This is a genomic window from Shimia sp. R10_1 (assembly GCF_017744095.1).
Classification (GTDB): domain Bacteria; phylum Pseudomonadota; class Alphaproteobacteria; order Rhodobacterales; family Rhodobacteraceae; genus Shimia.
This window is the reverse complement of sequence record NZ_JAGHQX010000001.1, coordinates 224,577-241,586: the sequence shown is the minus strand read 5'-3', so window position 1 is coordinate 241,586 and position 17,010 is coordinate 224,577. Positions and strand designations below refer to the sequence as shown.

Here is a 17,010-nt window from a genome sequence, read left to right as displayed (position 1 = left end):
GCAGCCAGCAAGACACGCAACACCTAAGTCGCGTGCCTTTGCCCCAAACGAATGCGTGATCGCACCCATGAGATGGAATGCAAGCGCCCAACGCTCGGGCGATGTATAAAATTGGGAAGAATGGCGCACCCGACAGGATTCGAACCTGTGACCTTCGGCTTCGGAGGCCGACACTCTATCCAGCTGAGCTACGGGTGCTTTCTCGTTGGGGTATAGCCAGTGTGGCTACGCCCCGCAATCGCAAAATGCGTGCTTATGCAAAGAGTTCGTGAGCGAGTTCCAGCGCGTCCACCAGCACGTCCACCTCTTCGGTGGTGTTATAAAGGCCAAAGCTGGCCCGGCATGTCGCCGACACACCCAGATGATCCATCAGCGGTCCGGCACAATGGTGCCCTGCCCGCACGGCCACACCTTTCTTGTCCAGAATGGTGGAAATGTCGTGCGCATGCGCTGCGCCGTCCAGCGTGAAGCTGAAAATCGCCGCTTTATTGGCCGTCGTGCCCTGTACCTGCAGCCAGTTCAGCCCAGCGAGTTTTTGCACCGCATAGTCCCGCAAATCCGCCTCATGCGCAGCGATGTTCTCCATGCCGAGATCCATCATATATTCCAGCGCCACGCCCAGACCGATGGTCTGCACAATGCCCGGTGTGCCTGCTTCAAACTTCATCGGCGGATCATTGTAGATGACAGCTTCTTTGCTGACTTCCTTGATCATATCGCCGCCCCCGATAAAGGGGCGCATCTCGGCCATCCGCTCTGCCTTGCAGTAGATCGCGCCGGATCCGGAGGGCCCATAAAGTTTGTGCCCGGTGATCGCGTAGAAGTCGCAGTCGATGTCCTGCACGTCCACAGGTGCGTGTACAGATCCCTGCGAGCCATCCACCAGCACTGGCACGCCTTTTTCATGAGCCGCCGCAGTGATGGTTTTCACATCCACCATGGTGCCCAGAACATTGGAGCACTGCGTGATCGCCACTAATTTGGTTTTGGGGCCAATCGCGTCAATCACCGCTTGCGGATCCAGCGCGCCAGTGGCGTCCACATCGACCCATTTGATGACTACGCCCTGCCGCTCGCGCAGGAAATGCCACGGCACGATATTGGCGTGGTGTTCCATCACCGACAGCACGATCTCGTCACCCGCTTCCATACGCGGCATGGCCCAGCCATAGGCCACCATATTGATGCCCTCAGTGGTGCCGGAGTTCAGCACAATTTCGTCTTCGCTTTTGGCGTTCAGAAATTTGGCAATGATGCCCCGCACCGCCTCATATTTGTCGGTCGCCAGATTTGAGAGATAGTGCAACCCACGGTGAACATTGGCATATTCTGCAGCATAGGCCTGTGTGATGGCATCAATCACCACTTTGGGCTTCTGCGCCGACGCCCCATTGTCCAGATAGACCAGCGGCTTGCCGTTCACCTCTCGGCTCAGGATCGGAAAATCTGCGCGGATTTTCTCAACATCATACATTTCAGGAGATCCCTATCGAAGTTGTGGCTGTGATTGACAACAGCAATGACATGGCGAGCACAAGACCCATCGAGGTAAACAATAGCAGCACAAAGGTCTTCCCAAGGCTGCCAAACCCATGGATCACATTGACAAAATGCAAGACGATCCAAATCGAATACAGCCCGACGCCCAGTGACACGAGCAACGCCAGCCCGGGCAAAACAACCATCAGAACCAGCACAAGCAGCTGCACAACAAAGCGCATGTACTGCAGCCAACCCAACGCCAGCAAAAGATCGTCAAACCGGCCCCGGCCACCAATCGCCTGACCGCCCCAGAAAAACGCATAAACCAAAATCACCAGACCACTGCCCATCACCCCTGCATAGAGGAAGGGCGTCTGTAGCATGGGCACATACAGATCTGCAGGGGCTGGAAAAATCGCCAGCGTCAGAAAATGTGCAAGCACATTTAAAATGATGCCAAGCGTCAAAATCATCCAGCCAATCTGGCGTGCAACGGGTCGGCTCATAATCGCCAGTGCCGCCTCGGCCGGGTCACGTATCGTGAGCCAAAACAAAGCGCCTAGTTGTTCTTTCATGCGTTCACTCTGCCCGCTTCAATCAATCCGGAAATCCAAATCCACATGAACACCGCAAACCACACTGCGCCCACTATGGTCAATGCGACCCCTTCGCCCATGAAGCCTTCCACAAGCCCCACCAGCAAATACAAAGGCCCGGTCGCAATCATCGCCCAAAACAGGGAAATCCGCGCGCCAAAAGCACTTTGTTTGCGCCCGACCACCTTAAGCACCAGATGCGTCACAAAGGCGATGATGTAGGCGCACAAAGGCAACATAAACAATAGGGCAAACAGGCTGCCACCAAGCAATGGGTTCAGCTCAATCTGTTCAAAATGTGCCTGCCGCGCCAACGCAGGCCAGCGCGAAACAAAAATGACCGCACAGGCGGCCATGAGGATCGCAAAGGCGCGATCCTCCCGTTCTCCCATCGCCAGCAACCGGCGCACCACCTGACGCGGCGCGCGGTAACTGGCGACAATGTCTTGCGTCACCGACATCAGCCGCGCCGACGCTCCAGCCAGCCTTCAAGGCGTGCAAGCATGGCGTCTCTCAGCTCTTCGCTTTCGATTTCATCGACAGCTTCTGCCACAAAGGACATCACCAGAAGATCTGTTGCGATGTCTTTGGGCACACCACGCGCGCGAAGATAGAACAGCGCATCTTCGTCAATGGCACCGGAGGTGGAGCCATGCGAGCATGCTACGTCATCAGCGTAGATCTCAAGCTCTGGCTTGGCGAGGAACTGTGCATCCTCATCCAGCAGAAGCGACTGGCTGATCTGATAGCCATCGGTCTTCTGCGCCCCCGGTTGCACCAGGATCTTACCCTGGAATGTGCCAACAGCACCATTACGCAGCACTTTTTTGAACACCTGACGGCTTTCACAGTTCACTGCGTCATGGGTGACAAACACCGTGTCATCGTGATGGAAATCCCCATCCCCAAGACACGCGCCCGCCACATGCGCCATGGCATCGTCACCGGTCAGCTCAAGCACCGCTTCGTTGCGGGTCAGTCGGCCGTTCACAGTCAGCGTGAACGATTTGAACACGCTTTCGGTGCCCAGACGCCCAAACAGATGTGTGACCGCGCGACGCTCATGATCACGCCCCTGCGCCCGCACATGATGGAACGCGGCACCATCAGCCACATCCACTTCCATGGATTTGTTGAAACGCGCCGCCGCTGGACCGTTCTCCAGAATGGTCACCTCCGCGCCCGCATCCAGTTTCACAACATGGTGCAGGATCGCATCCGACGTGGTCTCTTTGTGACGGTAGATCAGGTTGATCGGCTTTGTTGCCTTACCGGTCGCATGGATCACCACGCCATCGGTGGCAAAGGCGGTGTTCATCGCCGCAAGCGGCCGCTCAACCGGAGTCTGACCCTTGGCTTCCAACTGTCCATAAAGCTCTTTGGCCCAATGGATATCTTTGGAGGCCACATCCGCCAGCCGCTCGATTGTCACCGCTTCGCCCACCAGATCGTCAGAAGCGTCGGCGTCAAACACACCGTCGACAAACACGATCTTGATGCGGTCGAAATCATCAAACAATGGCGCTTCGCCAGTCTCAAACACAGCTGCCTCAGGCGCCTCTGCTTGGGTCAGCGTGTCCGGGCGCGTGAACTTCCAGTATTCGTCACGACGATCCGGCAGGCCCATATCCTTGAGACGGCTCAATGCCGCCTCGCGTGCCTCTGTGGCCCACTGGCCACCCGCTGGCAGGCTCAGCCCGCCCAGCCGGGCCGCCGTTGCCTCTTGCTTCTTTGCCAAAGCGGCCATTATGCCACCTCCGCAAGAATGTCGGCATAGCCATTCTTTTCAACTTCCAGCGCCAGCTCTGGGCCGCCGGTTTTCACAATACGGCCATCCGCCATGATGTGCACTACGTCTGGTTTGATGTGGTCCAGCAGACGCTGATAGTGGGTGATCACAAGGAAACCACGGCCTTCATCACGCAGCGCGTTCACGCCCTCAGACACCAGCTTCATCGCGTCCACGTCCAGACCAGAGTCGGTCTCATCAAGGATGCACATCTTTGGCGCTAGCATCGCCATTTGCAGGATCTCGTTGCGCTTCTTCTCACCGCCAGAGAAGCCCACGTTCACCGGACGCTTCAGCATATCGGCGTCGATCTTCAGGGTCTTGGCTTTGGCACGCACTTCTTTGAGGAAGTCCGCCGCAGACAGCTCTTCTTCGCCACGCGCCTTACGCTGTGCGTTCACCGCGGTGCGCAGAAAGGTCATGTTGCCCACACCGGGAATTTCCACCGGATATTGGAACGCCAAAAACAGGCCAGCCGCCGCGCGCTCTTCCGCTTCCATCTCCAACAGGTCTTCGCCCTCAAGGGTCGCTGCGCCGTCGGTGACTTCATAGCCGTCTTTGCCGGACAGAACATAAGACAGGGTGGATTTGCCAGAGCCGTTCGGGCCCATAATCGCATGCACCTTGCCCGCTTCCACTGTCAGATCCACACCTTTCAGGATCTGCTTGTCTTCTTCTTCCAGTTTGACCTTCAGGCCTTTGATTTCCAACATTTTCTATTCCTTCGCGTTTCCTCAGGCGCAAGCGCCCGGTCTGTCTTCTTTAGCGCTCATCTTCATTTGCGGAAGTAACGCGCTATTTTTTCGAACTGGCCCTTAGAAAAAAGAACCAAAATCACTATTGGCGTCGCGAAAATTGCTGCGCTCAGTAGCCCTGCAATCGGACCGTTCTCCATCCAAGCTGCAACAACTAGGAGTGTGAAGAAAAGAATGAGTGGTAAAAGCAGCTTGCGAAACAACCACCAGAAAGCAACCGCTCGGGCACCCTCTTTTGCGTTGTATTCGAAGACCTTTACCTCTTCTCTTTGCTCACACTCCTTAACCATCGTTAGCCCACAGAGCCTTCCAGCGAGATCGCCACAAGCTGCTGCGCTTCCATGGCGAATTCCATCGGCAGCGCCTGAAGCACTTCCTTGGCAAAGCCATTCACGATCAGCGCCACGGCCTCTTCCTCGTCCATGCCCCGCTGGCGGCAGTAGAACATCTGTTCATCATCCACCTTGGAGGTTGTCGCCTCATGCTCCACACGGGAAGAGTTGTTCTTCACCTCGATATACGGCACCGTATGCGCCCCACATTTGTCACCAATCAGCAAGCTGTCACATTGCGTGTAGTTCCGGCTGTTCTTGGCTTTCGGGTGCATGGACACCAGACCGCGATAGGTGTTCTGCGCCACACCCGCGCTGATGCCTTTGGAGACAATGCGCGATTTGGTGTTTTTGCCCAGATGCACCATCTTGGTGCCAGTGTCGGCCTGCTGGTGGTTGTTGGTGATCGCAATCGAGTAGAACTCGCCCTGGCTGTCATCGCCGCGCAGGATGCAGGATGGATATTTCCAGGTCACCGCAGAGCCGGTTTCCACCTGTGTCCACATCACTTTGGAGCGGTCGCCACGGCAATCCGCACGCTTGGTCACAAAGTTGTAGATGCCGCCTTTGCCGTTCTCATCACCGGGGAACCAGTTCTGAACGGTGGAGTATTTCACTTCAGCATCTTCTTCGATGATGATTTCCACCACCGCGGCGTGCAGCTGGCTGGTGTCACGCTGTGGCGCGGTACAGCCTTCAAGATAAGACACGTAAGAGCCTTTGTCCGCGATGATCAGCGTGCGCTCAAACTGGCCGGTGTTTTCCGCGTTGATACGGAAATAAGTGGACAGCTCCATTGGGCAGCGCACACCTGGCGGCACATAAACAAACGAGCCGTCAGAGAACACAGCACTGTTCAGCGTGGCGTAATAGTTGTCGCTCACCGGAACCACGCTGCCGAGGTATTTCTTGACCAGTTCAGGATGCTCGCGGATCGCTTCAGAGATCGAGCAGAAGATCACGCCCGCCTCTTTCAGCTCTTTCTGGAAAGTCGTGCCCACAGAAACGGAGTCAAACACCGCGTCCACAGCCACTTTCCGACCTTCTGCAGGCGCATCCTCAGCGCCTTCAACACCCGCCAGGATCATCTGCTCTTTCAGCGGAATACCCAGCTTTTCATAGGTGGCGAGCAGCTTTGGATCGACTTCATCCAGCGACTTGGGCTTTTGCTCCATGCTCTTTGGGCGCGCATAGTAATACTGATCCTGAAAGTCGACTTTCGGATAGTCCAGCATAGCCCACACTGGCTCTTCGCGTGTCAGCCAGCGCTCATAAGCCTGCAGACGCCATTCGGTCATCCACTCAGGCTCTTCGTTTTTCTCTGAAATCAGGCGAACGATATCCGGTGTCAGCCCTTTGGGGGCATATTCCATCTCGATCTCGGTTTCCCAACCGTATTTGTATTTGCCCGCCATTTCGCGCACGGCATCTACGGTCTCCTGATCGACACCTTCTTTTACTTGCGTCTGGTCGATTGCCGCCATCTGCTACTCCTATGTGTTCGCTGCCTTGCCAAATCCCTAAGCGGAACGGGCAAGGTGTTTCTTCTGGATGGAGAGCCAGGCATCAGCAAACCCCATCACATCGTTTTCTGTTGTTACGGGCCCCAAGCTGACCCGGATTGCTCCTGCGGCTGTGGGCGTGTCATAGCCCATTGCGGTCAGCACTTTGCTCGCCCGAACTTTGCCCGACGAACAGGCTGATCCGGCAGACACCGCATAGCCTGCCAAATCCATCTGCATCACCTGCGTTTCCCCTTTCCAACCGGGGGTGGCAATACAGCTTGTGTTGGGCAGGCGCTTGGCGCCCTTCCCAACAAAGATGGTACCGGGCGCCTCACTCTCAAGGCGTGCCTCCAACAAATCTCGCAGTTCCGCAACACGATCCCAGACACCATCCGCCAGATCCCGTGCCGCGGCACTGGCCGCAGCCGCAAAGCCAGCTGCGCCAATGATGTTTTCTGTGCCCGCACGGCGGCCCATTTCCTGCCCACCGCCCAAAAGCTGCGCAGGAACATCTGTGCCGCGTTTCACAACCAGCGCGCCAATGCCTTTCGGTCCACCAAGTTTATGCGCAGAGATCAGCGCCATCTGCGCGCCGCTCCAGTTAAAGGCGACGGGCAACTTGCCAAACGCCTGCGTCATGTCGCTGACCGCGAGTCCCTCGGGCAAATCCTGCACCACACCGGTTTCCGAATTCGCGAGCTGCACACAGCTTTGGGCCGGATCGTCAATTGCAACGCGCCCATCGCGATCAACGTCCAAAGTGCCGGAGGTCCACGCCGCAACCGCGTCATGTTCCACATCCGCACCCAGCAAATCGCGCCCCCGCAGCGCCAAAGCCGCAGCCTCGGTCGCGCTGGAGGTGAAGATCACATCCGCCCCATCCGCTCCAAAAGCCGAGGCGACCTCGGCCCGCGCGCGCTCAAGCAGACTCTTGGCCTTGCGTCCTTCGCCATGCACAGAGGATGGGTTTCCCACCACATCCATCGCCGCGATCATCGCGTCTTTCGCTTCAGCACGCAGGGGCGTGGTGGCGTTATGGTCCAGATAGGCGCGCATCAGGCTTATTCAGCCTCCGCAGCATCTGCGCCTTCATCCACGACAGAGAACAGCGTCGGCACAGCCGGACAGGGTGCGAGGTCGTTCTGCACTATGTCAGACAGCCGTGTCTGATGCAGAAACACATACACATGCGCGGAAAGCCCTTCCCAAAGGCGGTTTGCCATGGATTGCGCACGCGATCCGCTGGAGCCTCCGCTGGCCCCTGCGCCCGTATGAAGCGCTGAGACGGTTTCATCAACCGCCGCCAAAATATCTGCTGTCCGAATCTCTGAGCTGGGACGTGCAAGACGATAGCCGCCGCCCGGCCCTCTCACAGATTCCACAAGCCCAGCACGCCGCAGCTTCACAAACAACTGCTCCAGATACGGCAATGAAATATCCTGACGTTTGGAAATTTCATTCAAACTCACGAGGTTTTCCGCGGGCTGCAACGCAATATCAGCCAATGCAACGACCGCATAGCGCCCTTTTGTCGACAGTTTCATATCAGACTCCCTCGAACTGATTGACCTCAGCCGCATCTGAGCTTAAGTCGCTAGAACCTGCATGGCGCACAAGCGCCACACGATTTAGAAGCGTTCTAAGGTAGCAGAGGTAATTCGTCAAGAATTGCCGGCAACCTTTCTGAGGGAGATTGACGAGAAACATGCCTGAGGTGATTTTTCCAGGACCAGAGGGCCGCCTCGAAGGCCGCTACCACCCGCAGAAAGAAAAAGACGCTCCCATCGCCATCGTTTTGCATCCGCATCCGCAATTTGGCGGCACGATGAACAACAAGGTCGTCTACAATCTGCACTATGCCTTCTACAACATGGGTTTCACCGTTCTGCGGTTCAACTTCCGTGGTGTGGGCCGCTCACAGGGCGAATACGACCAAGGCGTGGGTGAGCTGTCTGATGCGGCCTCCGCACTCGACTACCTGCAGTCAATGAACAACAACTCCAAGCACTGCTGGGTCGCTGGGTTCTCTTTTGGCGCATGGATCGGCATGCAACTGCTGATGCGCCGCCCAGAAATCACCGGATTCATCTCCGTGGCACCGCCTGCCAACATGTATGATTTCTCCTTCCTCGCGCCCTGCCCGAGCTCTGGCTTGATCATCAATGGCAAAAATGACCGTGTCGCGCCCCCGGCAGAGACACACGGCCTTGTGAACAAACTGCACGAGCAAAAAGGCATCACCATCACGCACACCGAAATCGACGGTGCGGGTCACTTTTTTGAAACCGATGAGTATATGGATCAGCTCACCGGCAATGTGACCGACTATGTGAAACGGCGCCTGACGGAAAGCAGCCGCTGATGAGTTCGTCTCTGGAGACGCTGGCCGCCAAACTCGCCGAAGACACGCTCAAAGCCCAAAAAGAGCTGGGTGATGATCGTATCTTTGTAGAGGTTGGCAATGTATTGGCGGCGTCTTCACAGACCCTCGAAGAGGCCTTTCTGACCGAAGTGCGCGTGCGCATGTCCGAAGAAAAGGCCCGCGCCTTTCTGATTAACAAAGTCAAAGCCGCCCGCGCGGCCAAAGCAGCTGCGGAAAATTAAGACACATGAGCGATCGCCTCAGCCAGCAAATTGCCTTCCTGACTGAGGCGGACAAACTCAAATCTGTGTATCGCGCCACCAAGGTGCTGGATGGGCATCGGCACGAAGACAGCGGCAGCCACAGCTGGCACATCGCGCTCTATGCGCTGATCCTCGGCGAACACGCCAATCGTGACATTAATATTGACCGCGTGATCCGCATGTTGCTGATCCATGATCTTGTGGAAATCGACGTGGGCGACAGCCCTATTCACGGCGACCATGACATTGCCGCGATGGAAGCAGCCGAAAGCGCTGCGGCAGATCGAATCTTCGGCCTATTGCCAGCCGATCAAGCCACCGAATTGCGTGCCCTCTGGGATGAATTCGAAGCGGCCGAAACAGACGACGCTGTTTTTGCCAAAAGCATAGACCGTGTGCAGCCGGTGATCGGCAATCTTGAAACCGATGGCGGCACGTGGCCCGAATACAACGTCACCCGCGAACAGCTTGAAGATCGCGTCGGCTGGAAAGTCGCCAAAGGCGCACCTGCGATCTGGGATCATCTCAAGGCCCGCATTGCTGCGTGGTTTGACGGTCGCGCCTAAGCGCACCTCACCAACACTGCGGCCAGCCATAGCCCCAGCGCCAGGTCAGCCCTGAACACGGCCATCCGCCAAGGCGCACAGCTTCATACATCCGCTGACCGACAAAGGTGATAATCGCCGCCACTTCCTCCGCATCGCGCCCATACTGCGCAGCCAGCGCATCGCTTTGTGTCCGGCCAACCTCTTGAACGCAGGCACGCAACGCCTCATCGGCAGTGACACGGGCCCAATATCCCGCCTCTGGCGCAGGATCATCGCCCCCAAGATGATAGGCCCGATCATGGATCACGCAACAGTGATGCCAAGGCGCGCGCGTCTCAAAAACCTCATAGAACCAAGGCGATTGTTCGGCCAACGCCTCCCAAGCGGCTGACATCCCGCCAGAGCAGCCATCGGTGGTGAAGGGCTGCAACGCATCCGGCGTCGCCCGCCGCACTTGCTCCAAGCGACTGTGCCGCCAGATCTCGACCTTTGCCGGGACAGACACCCGCGCGTCCTCTTCAGCCGCCGCAACGCCCACCTGCACCGGAAACAGCACAACCAGCAGCCCCAGCCTGATATGTTCAAGCATCGGCGTCGCTGCCCCCCTGCACATCCAGACCAATTCGCCCGGCAAGCCCCAATATCATCCGCTCAATACCAGAGAGCGTTTTGCGATCTGCCAGAACCTCTCGCGCCAGCGCCGGCTCATCTGTGATCAACCCGTCCACCCCCAACGACAGCATGCCAGACATCGACAACGCGTCATTCACTGTCCAGACATAAACCCGCTTGCCCGCAGCCTGGGCCGACTTCACCAGATTCAAAGACACTGTCGCGCTGTTCACTGCCAGAAAATCCGCATCAAGCTCCCACATTTTGCCAAGCGCCGCAGACGCCAATAGACCAACGGACCAATCCGGGCGCAGCGCATGCATTTTTTGCACCGCATCATATTTCAGCGACATCAGCTGGACCTGATCTGCCATGCCTGTTTCCTCGACAATTGCCGCGACACGCGTCTCAAGCATCTGATCGTGACCATAGTATTTCAACTCGATGATCACGCCAGCCTTATCCTTTGCCGCAAGCAGCACGTCGCGCAACAGCGGAACGCGCTCTTCTGCATAGGCCGGGTCATACCAGCTGCCGATGTCGATCTCTTCCAGATCGGCAAGCGACGCATCCCAGATCTTCAGCGGATTGCCCGCAAGTTTCATGAAATCGCTGTCGTGCATCACCACCACAGCGCCATCCACCGTTTCTTGAACGTCGATTTCAACCCAGTCCGCCTGATCTTCAATCGCTTTGAGAATTGAGGCCATCGTGTTTTCTGGGCGCGCACCCGCCGCCCCCCGATGCGCGATCACCTCTACAGGTCTGGTTTCATCCACCTGCGCCAGTCCCGCCACACCGACGCCACCGACACCCGCAAAAAGGCCCGCAACAGCCACCACTGCGATCAAAAGCCCACGAGGCGCCAGCGCCTTGCGTTGCGCGACCTGCTCAGGCCAGTCCGTCGCATCAAGGAACGTCAACGCCAGCGTTCCTGTTGTCCATGAGGTTAGAAATAAGTTCAGAACCGACCAGAAAACCACAGCAACAATGAGGAAGGTGGCCGCTGCACGAAGATTGTCTGCCAAGACATCCAATCCAAATTGCAGGCCAAACCCAACGACCCCCAATAGGATCACGCTCACCACGGCGCCAACCGCCGCCCAAACCAGAATATGCGCAACAAACTCTAAGCGCCGCCCCGCCATCAAGCGCCGGCTCTTCTGGAGCGCGGCCAATGCCGGCGCCTCTTCAAACAGCACCAAGGGCAGCGAAAGAACCCAAGCGAGACTGCGCCACAACAGCACAGCGAGCATCACCGCCAGTGTCACCCCAATCACAGCAACGGCAGTCTGAAACTCCGGTGGACGCGTGCTCAGGTAATAGTTGATGTCATAGGCGCTCAACCAATACCAAAACGCGCCCCCCGCCAGTGCCAGAAACGGCGCCGCAATCAGCAACAGACGCACTGCAATCTGCACGGCCAGTCCCAGAACAGCGGGCAGCCGTGGCATCACCAGATCGATTCCGTCCCATAGCCCATGTGACTTTCCAACCCGATCTCGCAGCGCCACTGCCATCATAAACGAAAGGTTGAGGGTCAAGAGCACCATCGCCATGCCCGCCAGCAACACCCCAGCCAGAAAACCGATTGGCGACAGCAGGAAGTAGGCAATGTCGAAATCCGCCAATGCTGGCTTGCCCGAAAACTTCAGCGCCAGAAAAACGGTTCCCGCCATCAATGGCGCAAACACAGCTGCAAGCAACAGATTGAAAACCAGATGTGATTTCACAAAAGGCACCCGCAAATGCCAGGACATAGCATAATGCCTTAAGACTTCTGACGTTACATGCCGCATCGGCACCCCCAATCGCTCAAATCAATAGAATGATCGTAGCGACCGCCGCGCAAATGGTCGAGCCGCCTTATATGCCCGACCCACAGGTCGCACTCAGGGGGCAACTGGGGTAAAGTTACCCCAACGCGACGCCTCTTTCCCGCTTCTTTCAATCACGCCAGGCGTTACGAAATTTTAGTATACTATTGCATACAACACTTTCAACCAAACCCATCTTGCTCTAAGCAGGCGGCAAATGACTCGGCTCACAGGAGACCCCCATGACCAAGATCAAAGTTGAAAACCCGATCGTCGAAATGGACGGCGATGAGATGACCCGCATCATGTGGCAGTTCATCAAAGACAAACTGATCCTGCCCTACCTCGATCTCGATCTGCTCTATTATGATCTGGGCATCGAGGAGCGTGACCGCACCGAAGATCAGATCACCATCGACGCTGCAGAGAAAACCAAAGAGGTGGGCGTCGCCATCAAATGTGCGACCATCACCCCTGATGAACAGCGTGTCGAGGAGTTTGGCCTCAAAAAAATGTGGCGCAGCCCGAATGGCACAATCCGCAACATTCTTGGTGGTGTGGTTTTCCGTCAGCCGATCATCTGCCGCAACGTGCCCCGCCTTGTGCCCGGCTGGACCTCCCCCATCGTGGTGGGCCGCCACGCCTTCGGCGATCAGTACAAAGCCACCGATTTCACCTTCCCCGGTGCAGGCAAGCTGACCATGAAGTTTGTCGGCGAAGACGGCACCGTGATCGAAAAAGAAGTCTATGACGCCCCATCCGCTGGCGTTTATCAGGCGATGTACAACCTCGACAGCTCGATCATCGACTTCGCGCGCGCCTCGCTCAACTATGGCCTTAACTTGGGCTGGCCGGTCTATCTCTCCACCAAGAACACCATTCTGAAAGCCTATGACGGCCGCTTCAAAGATCTCTTCCAAAAGGTCTATGAAGAGGAGTTTGAAGAGAAATTCAAAGCCGCCGGTATCTGGTATGAGCACCGCCTGATCGACGACATGGTCGCCTGCGCCATGAAATGGAACGGCAAATTTGTCTGGGCCTGCAAAAACTACGATGGCGACGTCCAATCTGACACCGTGGCGCAGGGCTTTGGTTCACTGGGGCTGATGACCAGCCAGCTGATGACCCCGGATGGAAAGATCGTGGAGGCAGAGGCGGCCCACGGCACCGTCACCCGCCACTATCGCCAACACCAGAAAGGCGAAGCCACCTCCACAAACTCGATCGCCTCAATCTACGCATGGACCGGCGGCCTGAAGCACCGCGCCAAACTCGACAACAACATCGCCCTGCGCGCCTTTGCCGAGACACTGGAGCGCGTGATCATCGAAACCGTAGAGAGCGGCCACATGACCAAAGACCTCGCGCTTCTGGTTGGCCCGGATCAGGGCTGGCTCACCACCATGGGCTTCCTTGAAAAGGTCGATGAAAACCTCAACAAGGCGCTCGCGGGCTAACCCTATCGTCACACGTCATACGAGGCGCCCCAAGCGGGCGCCTCCCAAATCCGCCGCCTGCCCAAACATCGTGCAAAGTCAAAGCTTTGAGCCTGTCTCATAGCAGCTATGCGCCCAGACCACTGGACAGATGCATGCCCCTGTCGCACATCCCGACCATGGTTAGCTTTCTTGAGTCCCCGCATCCCGAACAACACAGCCTCTTTGATGATTTTCAGGGGCTCATCGTTGGCACCTTGTTGGTCGCTTTGTCGGTCACATTTTTGCAAAACAGTGGTTTGTTCACCGGGCAGATCGCAGGGCTTGCACTGGTGGCCAGCAAAGCGGTTGGCGTGCCATTTGCGCTGCTGTTCTTTGCCTTCAACCTGCCATTCTATGTGATCGCCTACCTTCGAATGGGCGCAAAGTTTACAATCAAAACCTTCATGGCTGTCGGGCTGCTCTCACTCTGGTCTTATGTGCTGCCCAGCTTCTTCACCATCAGTAACCTCAACAGTCTGGTGGCCGCGGTCCTCGCAGGCATCACCGCAGGCTCCGGCCTGATCGCCCTGTTCCGCCATGGCGCAACGCTTGGTGGCGTTGGCATCGTCGCCGTTTGGCTACAAGACACCAAAGGCATCAAAGCTGGTTGGGTTCAACTAGGGTTTGATATTTGCGTATTCGCGCTCGCCTTGTCGTTTTTTGACCTTAGCGCTGTCGCCTTCTCTATGATCGGTGCTGCAATCACCAATATAATGATCGCAACCAACCACCGGCGCGATCGCTACATCGCGCGCTGACACTCAGGACGCACCATGCCCAAAGCCTATCTGATCCTCATGATCGCCGTTGTATTTGAAACCATCGGCACCGCAGCGCTTCAGGCAAGCCAGCAGTTCACCAAACCGATCCCCTCCATCATTGTGGTGATCGGCTACGGTCTGGCCTTCTACATGATGGCCCTCACGCTCAAATTTCTGCCAGTGGGCATCACCTATGCGGTCTGGTCCGGCCTTGGCATCATCTCGATCTCTGTGATCGCCTATTTTGCTTTCGGCCAAAAGCTCGACCTGCCCGCCGTCCTTGGTCTGGGCCTCATTGTTGCCGGCATCCTCGTCATCAACCTGTTTTCCAAGACCGCCGTGCATTAGGCGGCGTCTGCATTTAGGAATTTCACCGGTTTCAGACCAAAATCTGGGCTTGCAAGGCGTTTTTGCGCAGGAAGGGTGGCTCCCCTTTCAAGCGAAAACAACGCAGCAAGGGCAGATTTTGGCGAAATCGCTTCGCGACACGGCGGACTTGGCCCCTGCCTTCGTGTTCAAACCTTCCGATCAACCAGATCGCTACGGTGTGAACGCCTCGTCGGAGGTCAAATCCGTCTCGCGCCGGTGACATGCCTAAATGCAAACTCCGCCTATTTTCCCATAAAGGGCTGGCCTTTTGCACCAACCCGCGTTAGGGCGGGCGCGAACAGAAAAGGCTGCCCTTATGGATCTTCGCAACATCGCCATCATCGCTCACGTTGACCACGGCAAAACCACACTTGTGGACGAATTGCTGAAACAGTCGGGCGCATTCCGGGAAAACCAAGAAGTGGCGGAACGCGCCATGGACAGCAACGATCTGGAGCGCGAACGCGGCATCACGATCTTTGCCAAGCCAACTTCCGTGGAATGGAAAGGCACCCGCATCAACATCGTGGACACCCCCGGCCACGCCGACTTCGGCGGCGAAGTGGAGCGTATCCTGAGCATGGTGGACGGTGTGGTTCTGCTGGTGGACGCCGCCGAAGGCCCGATGCCGCAGACCAAATTTGTGACCTCAAAAGCCCTTGCGCTGGGTCTGCGCCCGATTGTGGTGCTCAACAAAGTGGACAAACCAGACGCCGAGCCTGACCGAGCGCTGGATGAGTGTTTTGACCTCTTTGCCTCGCTGGACGCCAACGACGATCAGCTCGACTTCCCGCATATGTATGCCTCTGGCCGCAACGGCTGGGCAGATGCAGAGCTTGATGGCCCGCGCAAAGACCTGCATGCGCTCTTCAACCTGATCGTGAACCACGTCCCTGCACCCAAGCAGGTGACCCGTCAGGACGATGACTTCCGCATGCTGGCGACCACACTGGGCTCTGACCCATTTGTGGGCCGCATCCTCACCGGTCGTGTGGAATCCGGCACGCTGAAAGTGGGCGCCACCGTTCAGGCGATCTCCCGCATCGGCCAGAAAATCGAACAGTTCCGCGTCACCAAAATCCAAGCCTTCCGTGGCCTGGCTCAGCAGGATATCGAAGAAGCGCAAGCTGGCGACATCGTCTCCATCGCGGGCATGGCGAAAGCCACCGTGGCAGACACCATCTGTGCGCTCGCTGTGGATGAGCCGCTTGAGGCACAGCCCATCGATCCACCCACCATCACCGTGACCTTCGGCATCAACGACAGCCCGCTGGCCGGTCGTGACGGCAAAAAAGTGCAGTCCCGTGTGATCCGTGACCGCCTCTACAAAGAAGCCGAGTCCAACGTTGCGATCAAAATCGAAGACACCCCGGGTGGCGAAGCTTTTGAGGTGTCCGGTCGTGGCGAACTTCAGATGGGCGTTCTGATCGAAAACATGCGCCGCGAAGGCTTTGAACTGTCGATCTCTCGCCCACAGGTGATCATGCGCGAAGAAAACGGGGTCCGCATGGAGCCGGTCGAAGAAGCCACCATCGACGTGGATGACGAATACTCCGGTGCTGTGATCGAGAAACTCACCGGGGCGCGCAAAGGCGAGCTGGTTGAAATGCGCCCTGCCGGTGCTGGCAAAACCCGCATCATCGCGCACGTCCCCTCCCGTGGCCTGATCGGCTACCACGGCGAATTCCTCACCGACACCCGCGGCACCGGCGTTCTGAACCGTGTGTTCCACGGCTGGACCGAATACAAAGGCGCCATCCCGGGCCGCCGCGCAGGTGTTCTGATCTCCATGGAGAACGGCCAGTCTGTGGCCTACGCCCTCTGGAACCTCGAAGATCGCGGCAAGATGATGATCGGCGCACAGGCTGACGTCTACACCGGCATGATCATCGGCGAGCACTCCCGCGACAACGATCTTGAAGTGAACCCGCTCAAAGGCAAGAAGCTCACCAACGTTCGCGCCTCAGGTTCCGACGAAGCGGTGCGCCTGACCACGCCGATGGTGCTCTCTCTGGAAGAGGCGATTGCCTACATCAACGACGACGAGCTGGTGGAAGTGACCCCCAACAACGTGCGTCTGCGCAAACGCTATCTGGACCCACACGAGCGTAAGCGGATGTCCAAATCGGCGCAGTAAGCCGGCTAAGATACCTTCACAGAAAGCCCTGACCAACGTCGGGGCTTTTTCTTTTGGGCGTTTGCTTTTAGCGGCACTGCGCCTGCGCGCGCAACACCGGAGGCAACCTAAGCCGACCAAATCCTTGTTCATTCGACTTAGGGCTTGAGAAAAAGCGCAATTTGTTTGACGCTAAGCCCAATTGAATTTCTATGGTCATTGACA

18 protein-coding genes and 1 tRNA gene are annotated in these 17,010 nt (G+C 57.1%); 7 read left to right on the top strand and 12 right to left on the bottom strand.

The features are described 5' to 3' along the window. Positions 1-121: 121 nt before the first annotated feature. From J7413_RS01095 to J7413_RS01050, 10 genes are all read right to left on the bottom strand, one after another. Positions 122-198 (bottom strand) — tRNA-Arg (locus tag J7413_RS01095). A gap of 55 nt (positions 199-253) precedes the next feature. After that, entirely contained in the window at positions 254-1,474 is a 1,221-nt protein-coding gene (locus J7413_RS01090; RefSeq protein ID WP_209095601.1) for a cysteine desulfurase, read from the bottom strand. A 1-nt stretch (position 1,475) separates the two neighbouring features. Continuing rightward, complete coding sequence (locus J7413_RS01085; protein WP_209095600.1) at positions 1,476-2,057, bottom strand: YIP1 family protein; 582 nt, start codon at positions 2,055-2,057, stop codon at positions 1,476-1,478. Beyond that, positions 2,054-2,539, bottom strand: a complete 486-nt coding sequence (locus J7413_RS01080) for a YIP1 family protein (RefSeq protein WP_209095599.1) — start codon at positions 2,537-2,539, stop codon at positions 2,054-2,056. Before J7413_RS01080 ends, J7413_RS01085 begins: the two co-directional genes overlap by 4 nt. Then, positions 2,539-3,825 carry a Fe-S cluster assembly protein SufD gene (sufD, locus tag J7413_RS01075; protein WP_209095598.1) on the bottom strand — a complete coding sequence of 429 codons (1,287 nt, stop codon included), beginning with the start codon at positions 3,823-3,825 and terminating at the stop codon, positions 2,539-2,541. Before sufD ends, J7413_RS01080 begins: the two co-directional genes overlap by 1 nt. After that, complete coding sequence (gene sufC / locus J7413_RS01070) at positions 3,825-4,580, bottom strand: Fe-S cluster assembly ATPase SufC (RefSeq protein ID WP_209095596.1); 756 nt, start codon at positions 4,578-4,580, stop codon at positions 3,825-3,827. The genes sufD and sufC overlap by 1 nt, the downstream gene beginning before the upstream one ends. Before the next feature lie 62 nt (positions 4,581-4,642). Continuing rightward, positions 4,643-4,912, bottom strand: a complete 270-nt coding sequence (locus tag J7413_RS01065) for a hypothetical protein (protein ID WP_209095594.1) — start codon at positions 4,910-4,912, stop codon at positions 4,643-4,645. A 2-nt stretch (positions 4,913-4,914) separates the two neighbouring features. Continuing rightward, positions 4,915-6,438: a Fe-S cluster assembly protein SufB gene (sufB, locus tag J7413_RS01060; RefSeq protein ID WP_209095591.1), complete on the bottom strand. Its 1,524-nt coding sequence runs from the start codon at positions 6,436-6,438 to the stop codon at positions 4,915-4,917. A 36-nt stretch (positions 6,439-6,474) separates the two neighbouring features. Continuing rightward, positions 6,475-7,518, bottom strand: a complete 1,044-nt coding sequence (locus tag J7413_RS01055; RefSeq protein ID WP_209096711.1) for a cysteine desulfurase family protein — start codon at positions 7,516-7,518, stop codon at positions 6,475-6,477. A 2-nt stretch (positions 7,519-7,520) separates the two neighbouring features. Continuing rightward, entirely contained in the window at positions 7,521-8,003 is a 483-nt protein-coding gene (locus J7413_RS01050; RefSeq protein WP_209095589.1) for an Rrf2 family transcriptional regulator, read from the bottom strand. 161 nt (positions 8,004-8,164) lie between these two features. Here J7413_RS01050 and J7413_RS01045 point away from each other — a divergent pair, with 161 nt between their 5' ends. From J7413_RS01045 to J7413_RS01035, 3 genes are read left to right on the top strand one after another with little or no spacing between them, the layout of a single operon-like run. After that, the gene (locus J7413_RS01045; protein WP_209095587.1) at positions 8,165-8,821 is read left to right on the top strand and encodes an alpha/beta hydrolase; all 657 of its coding nucleotides are present in this window, start codon (positions 8,165-8,167) and stop codon (positions 8,819-8,821) included. Further along, positions 8,821-9,063: a hypothetical protein gene (locus tag J7413_RS01040; protein ID WP_209095585.1), complete on the top strand. Its 243-nt coding sequence runs from the start codon at positions 8,821-8,823 to the stop codon at positions 9,061-9,063. Before J7413_RS01045 ends, J7413_RS01040 begins: the two co-directional genes overlap by 1 nt. Before the next feature lie 5 nt (positions 9,064-9,068). Continuing rightward, positions 9,069-9,650, top strand: coding sequence for an HD domain-containing protein (locus tag J7413_RS01035; RefSeq protein ID WP_209095583.1), 582 nt, complete (start codon positions 9,069-9,071; stop codon positions 9,648-9,650). Positions 9,651-9,657: 7 nt separating this feature from the next. Here J7413_RS01035 and J7413_RS01030 read toward each other — a convergent pair whose 3' ends face one another. Both J7413_RS01030 and J7413_RS01025 read right to left on the bottom strand, forming a co-directional pair. Beyond that, entirely contained in the window at positions 9,658-10,221 is a 564-nt protein-coding gene (locus J7413_RS01030; protein ID WP_209095581.1) for a hypothetical protein, read from the bottom strand. Then, positions 10,214-11,977 carry a glycerophosphodiester phosphodiesterase gene (locus tag J7413_RS01025; RefSeq protein ID WP_209095579.1) on the bottom strand — a complete coding sequence of 588 codons (1,764 nt, stop codon included), beginning with the start codon at positions 11,975-11,977 and terminating at the stop codon, positions 10,214-10,216. Before J7413_RS01025 ends, J7413_RS01030 begins: the two co-directional genes overlap by 8 nt. 326 nt (positions 11,978-12,303) lie before the next feature. On the opposite strand from J7413_RS01025, the gene J7413_RS01020 reads away from it, so the two are divergent. The 4 genes from J7413_RS01020 (at position 12,304) to typA (ending at position 16,806) form a co-directional block, all read left to right on the top strand. Further along, a complete protein-coding gene (locus J7413_RS01020; protein ID WP_209095577.1) occupies positions 12,304-13,518 on the top strand; it encodes an NADP-dependent isocitrate dehydrogenase in 1,215 nt (404 codons plus the stop codon). A gap of 134 nt (positions 13,519-13,652) precedes the next feature. After that, positions 13,653-14,297 (top strand): YitT family protein, encoded by a 645-nt coding sequence (locus J7413_RS01015; RefSeq protein WP_247743274.1) that lies wholly within the window; start codon positions 13,653-13,655, stop codon positions 14,295-14,297. Between the two features lie 15 nt (positions 14,298-14,312). Next, positions 14,313-14,648, top strand: coding sequence for an SMR family transporter (locus J7413_RS01010; protein ID WP_209095575.1), 336 nt, complete (start codon positions 14,313-14,315; stop codon positions 14,646-14,648). A 337-nt stretch (positions 14,649-14,985) separates the two neighbouring features. Next, on the top strand, positions 14,986-16,806 hold the full coding sequence (gene typA, locus J7413_RS01005) for a translational GTPase TypA (protein ID WP_209095573.1): 1,821 nt from the start codon (positions 14,986-14,988) through the stop codon (positions 16,804-16,806). The last annotated feature ends 204 nt before the right edge of the window (positions 16,807-17,010 follow it).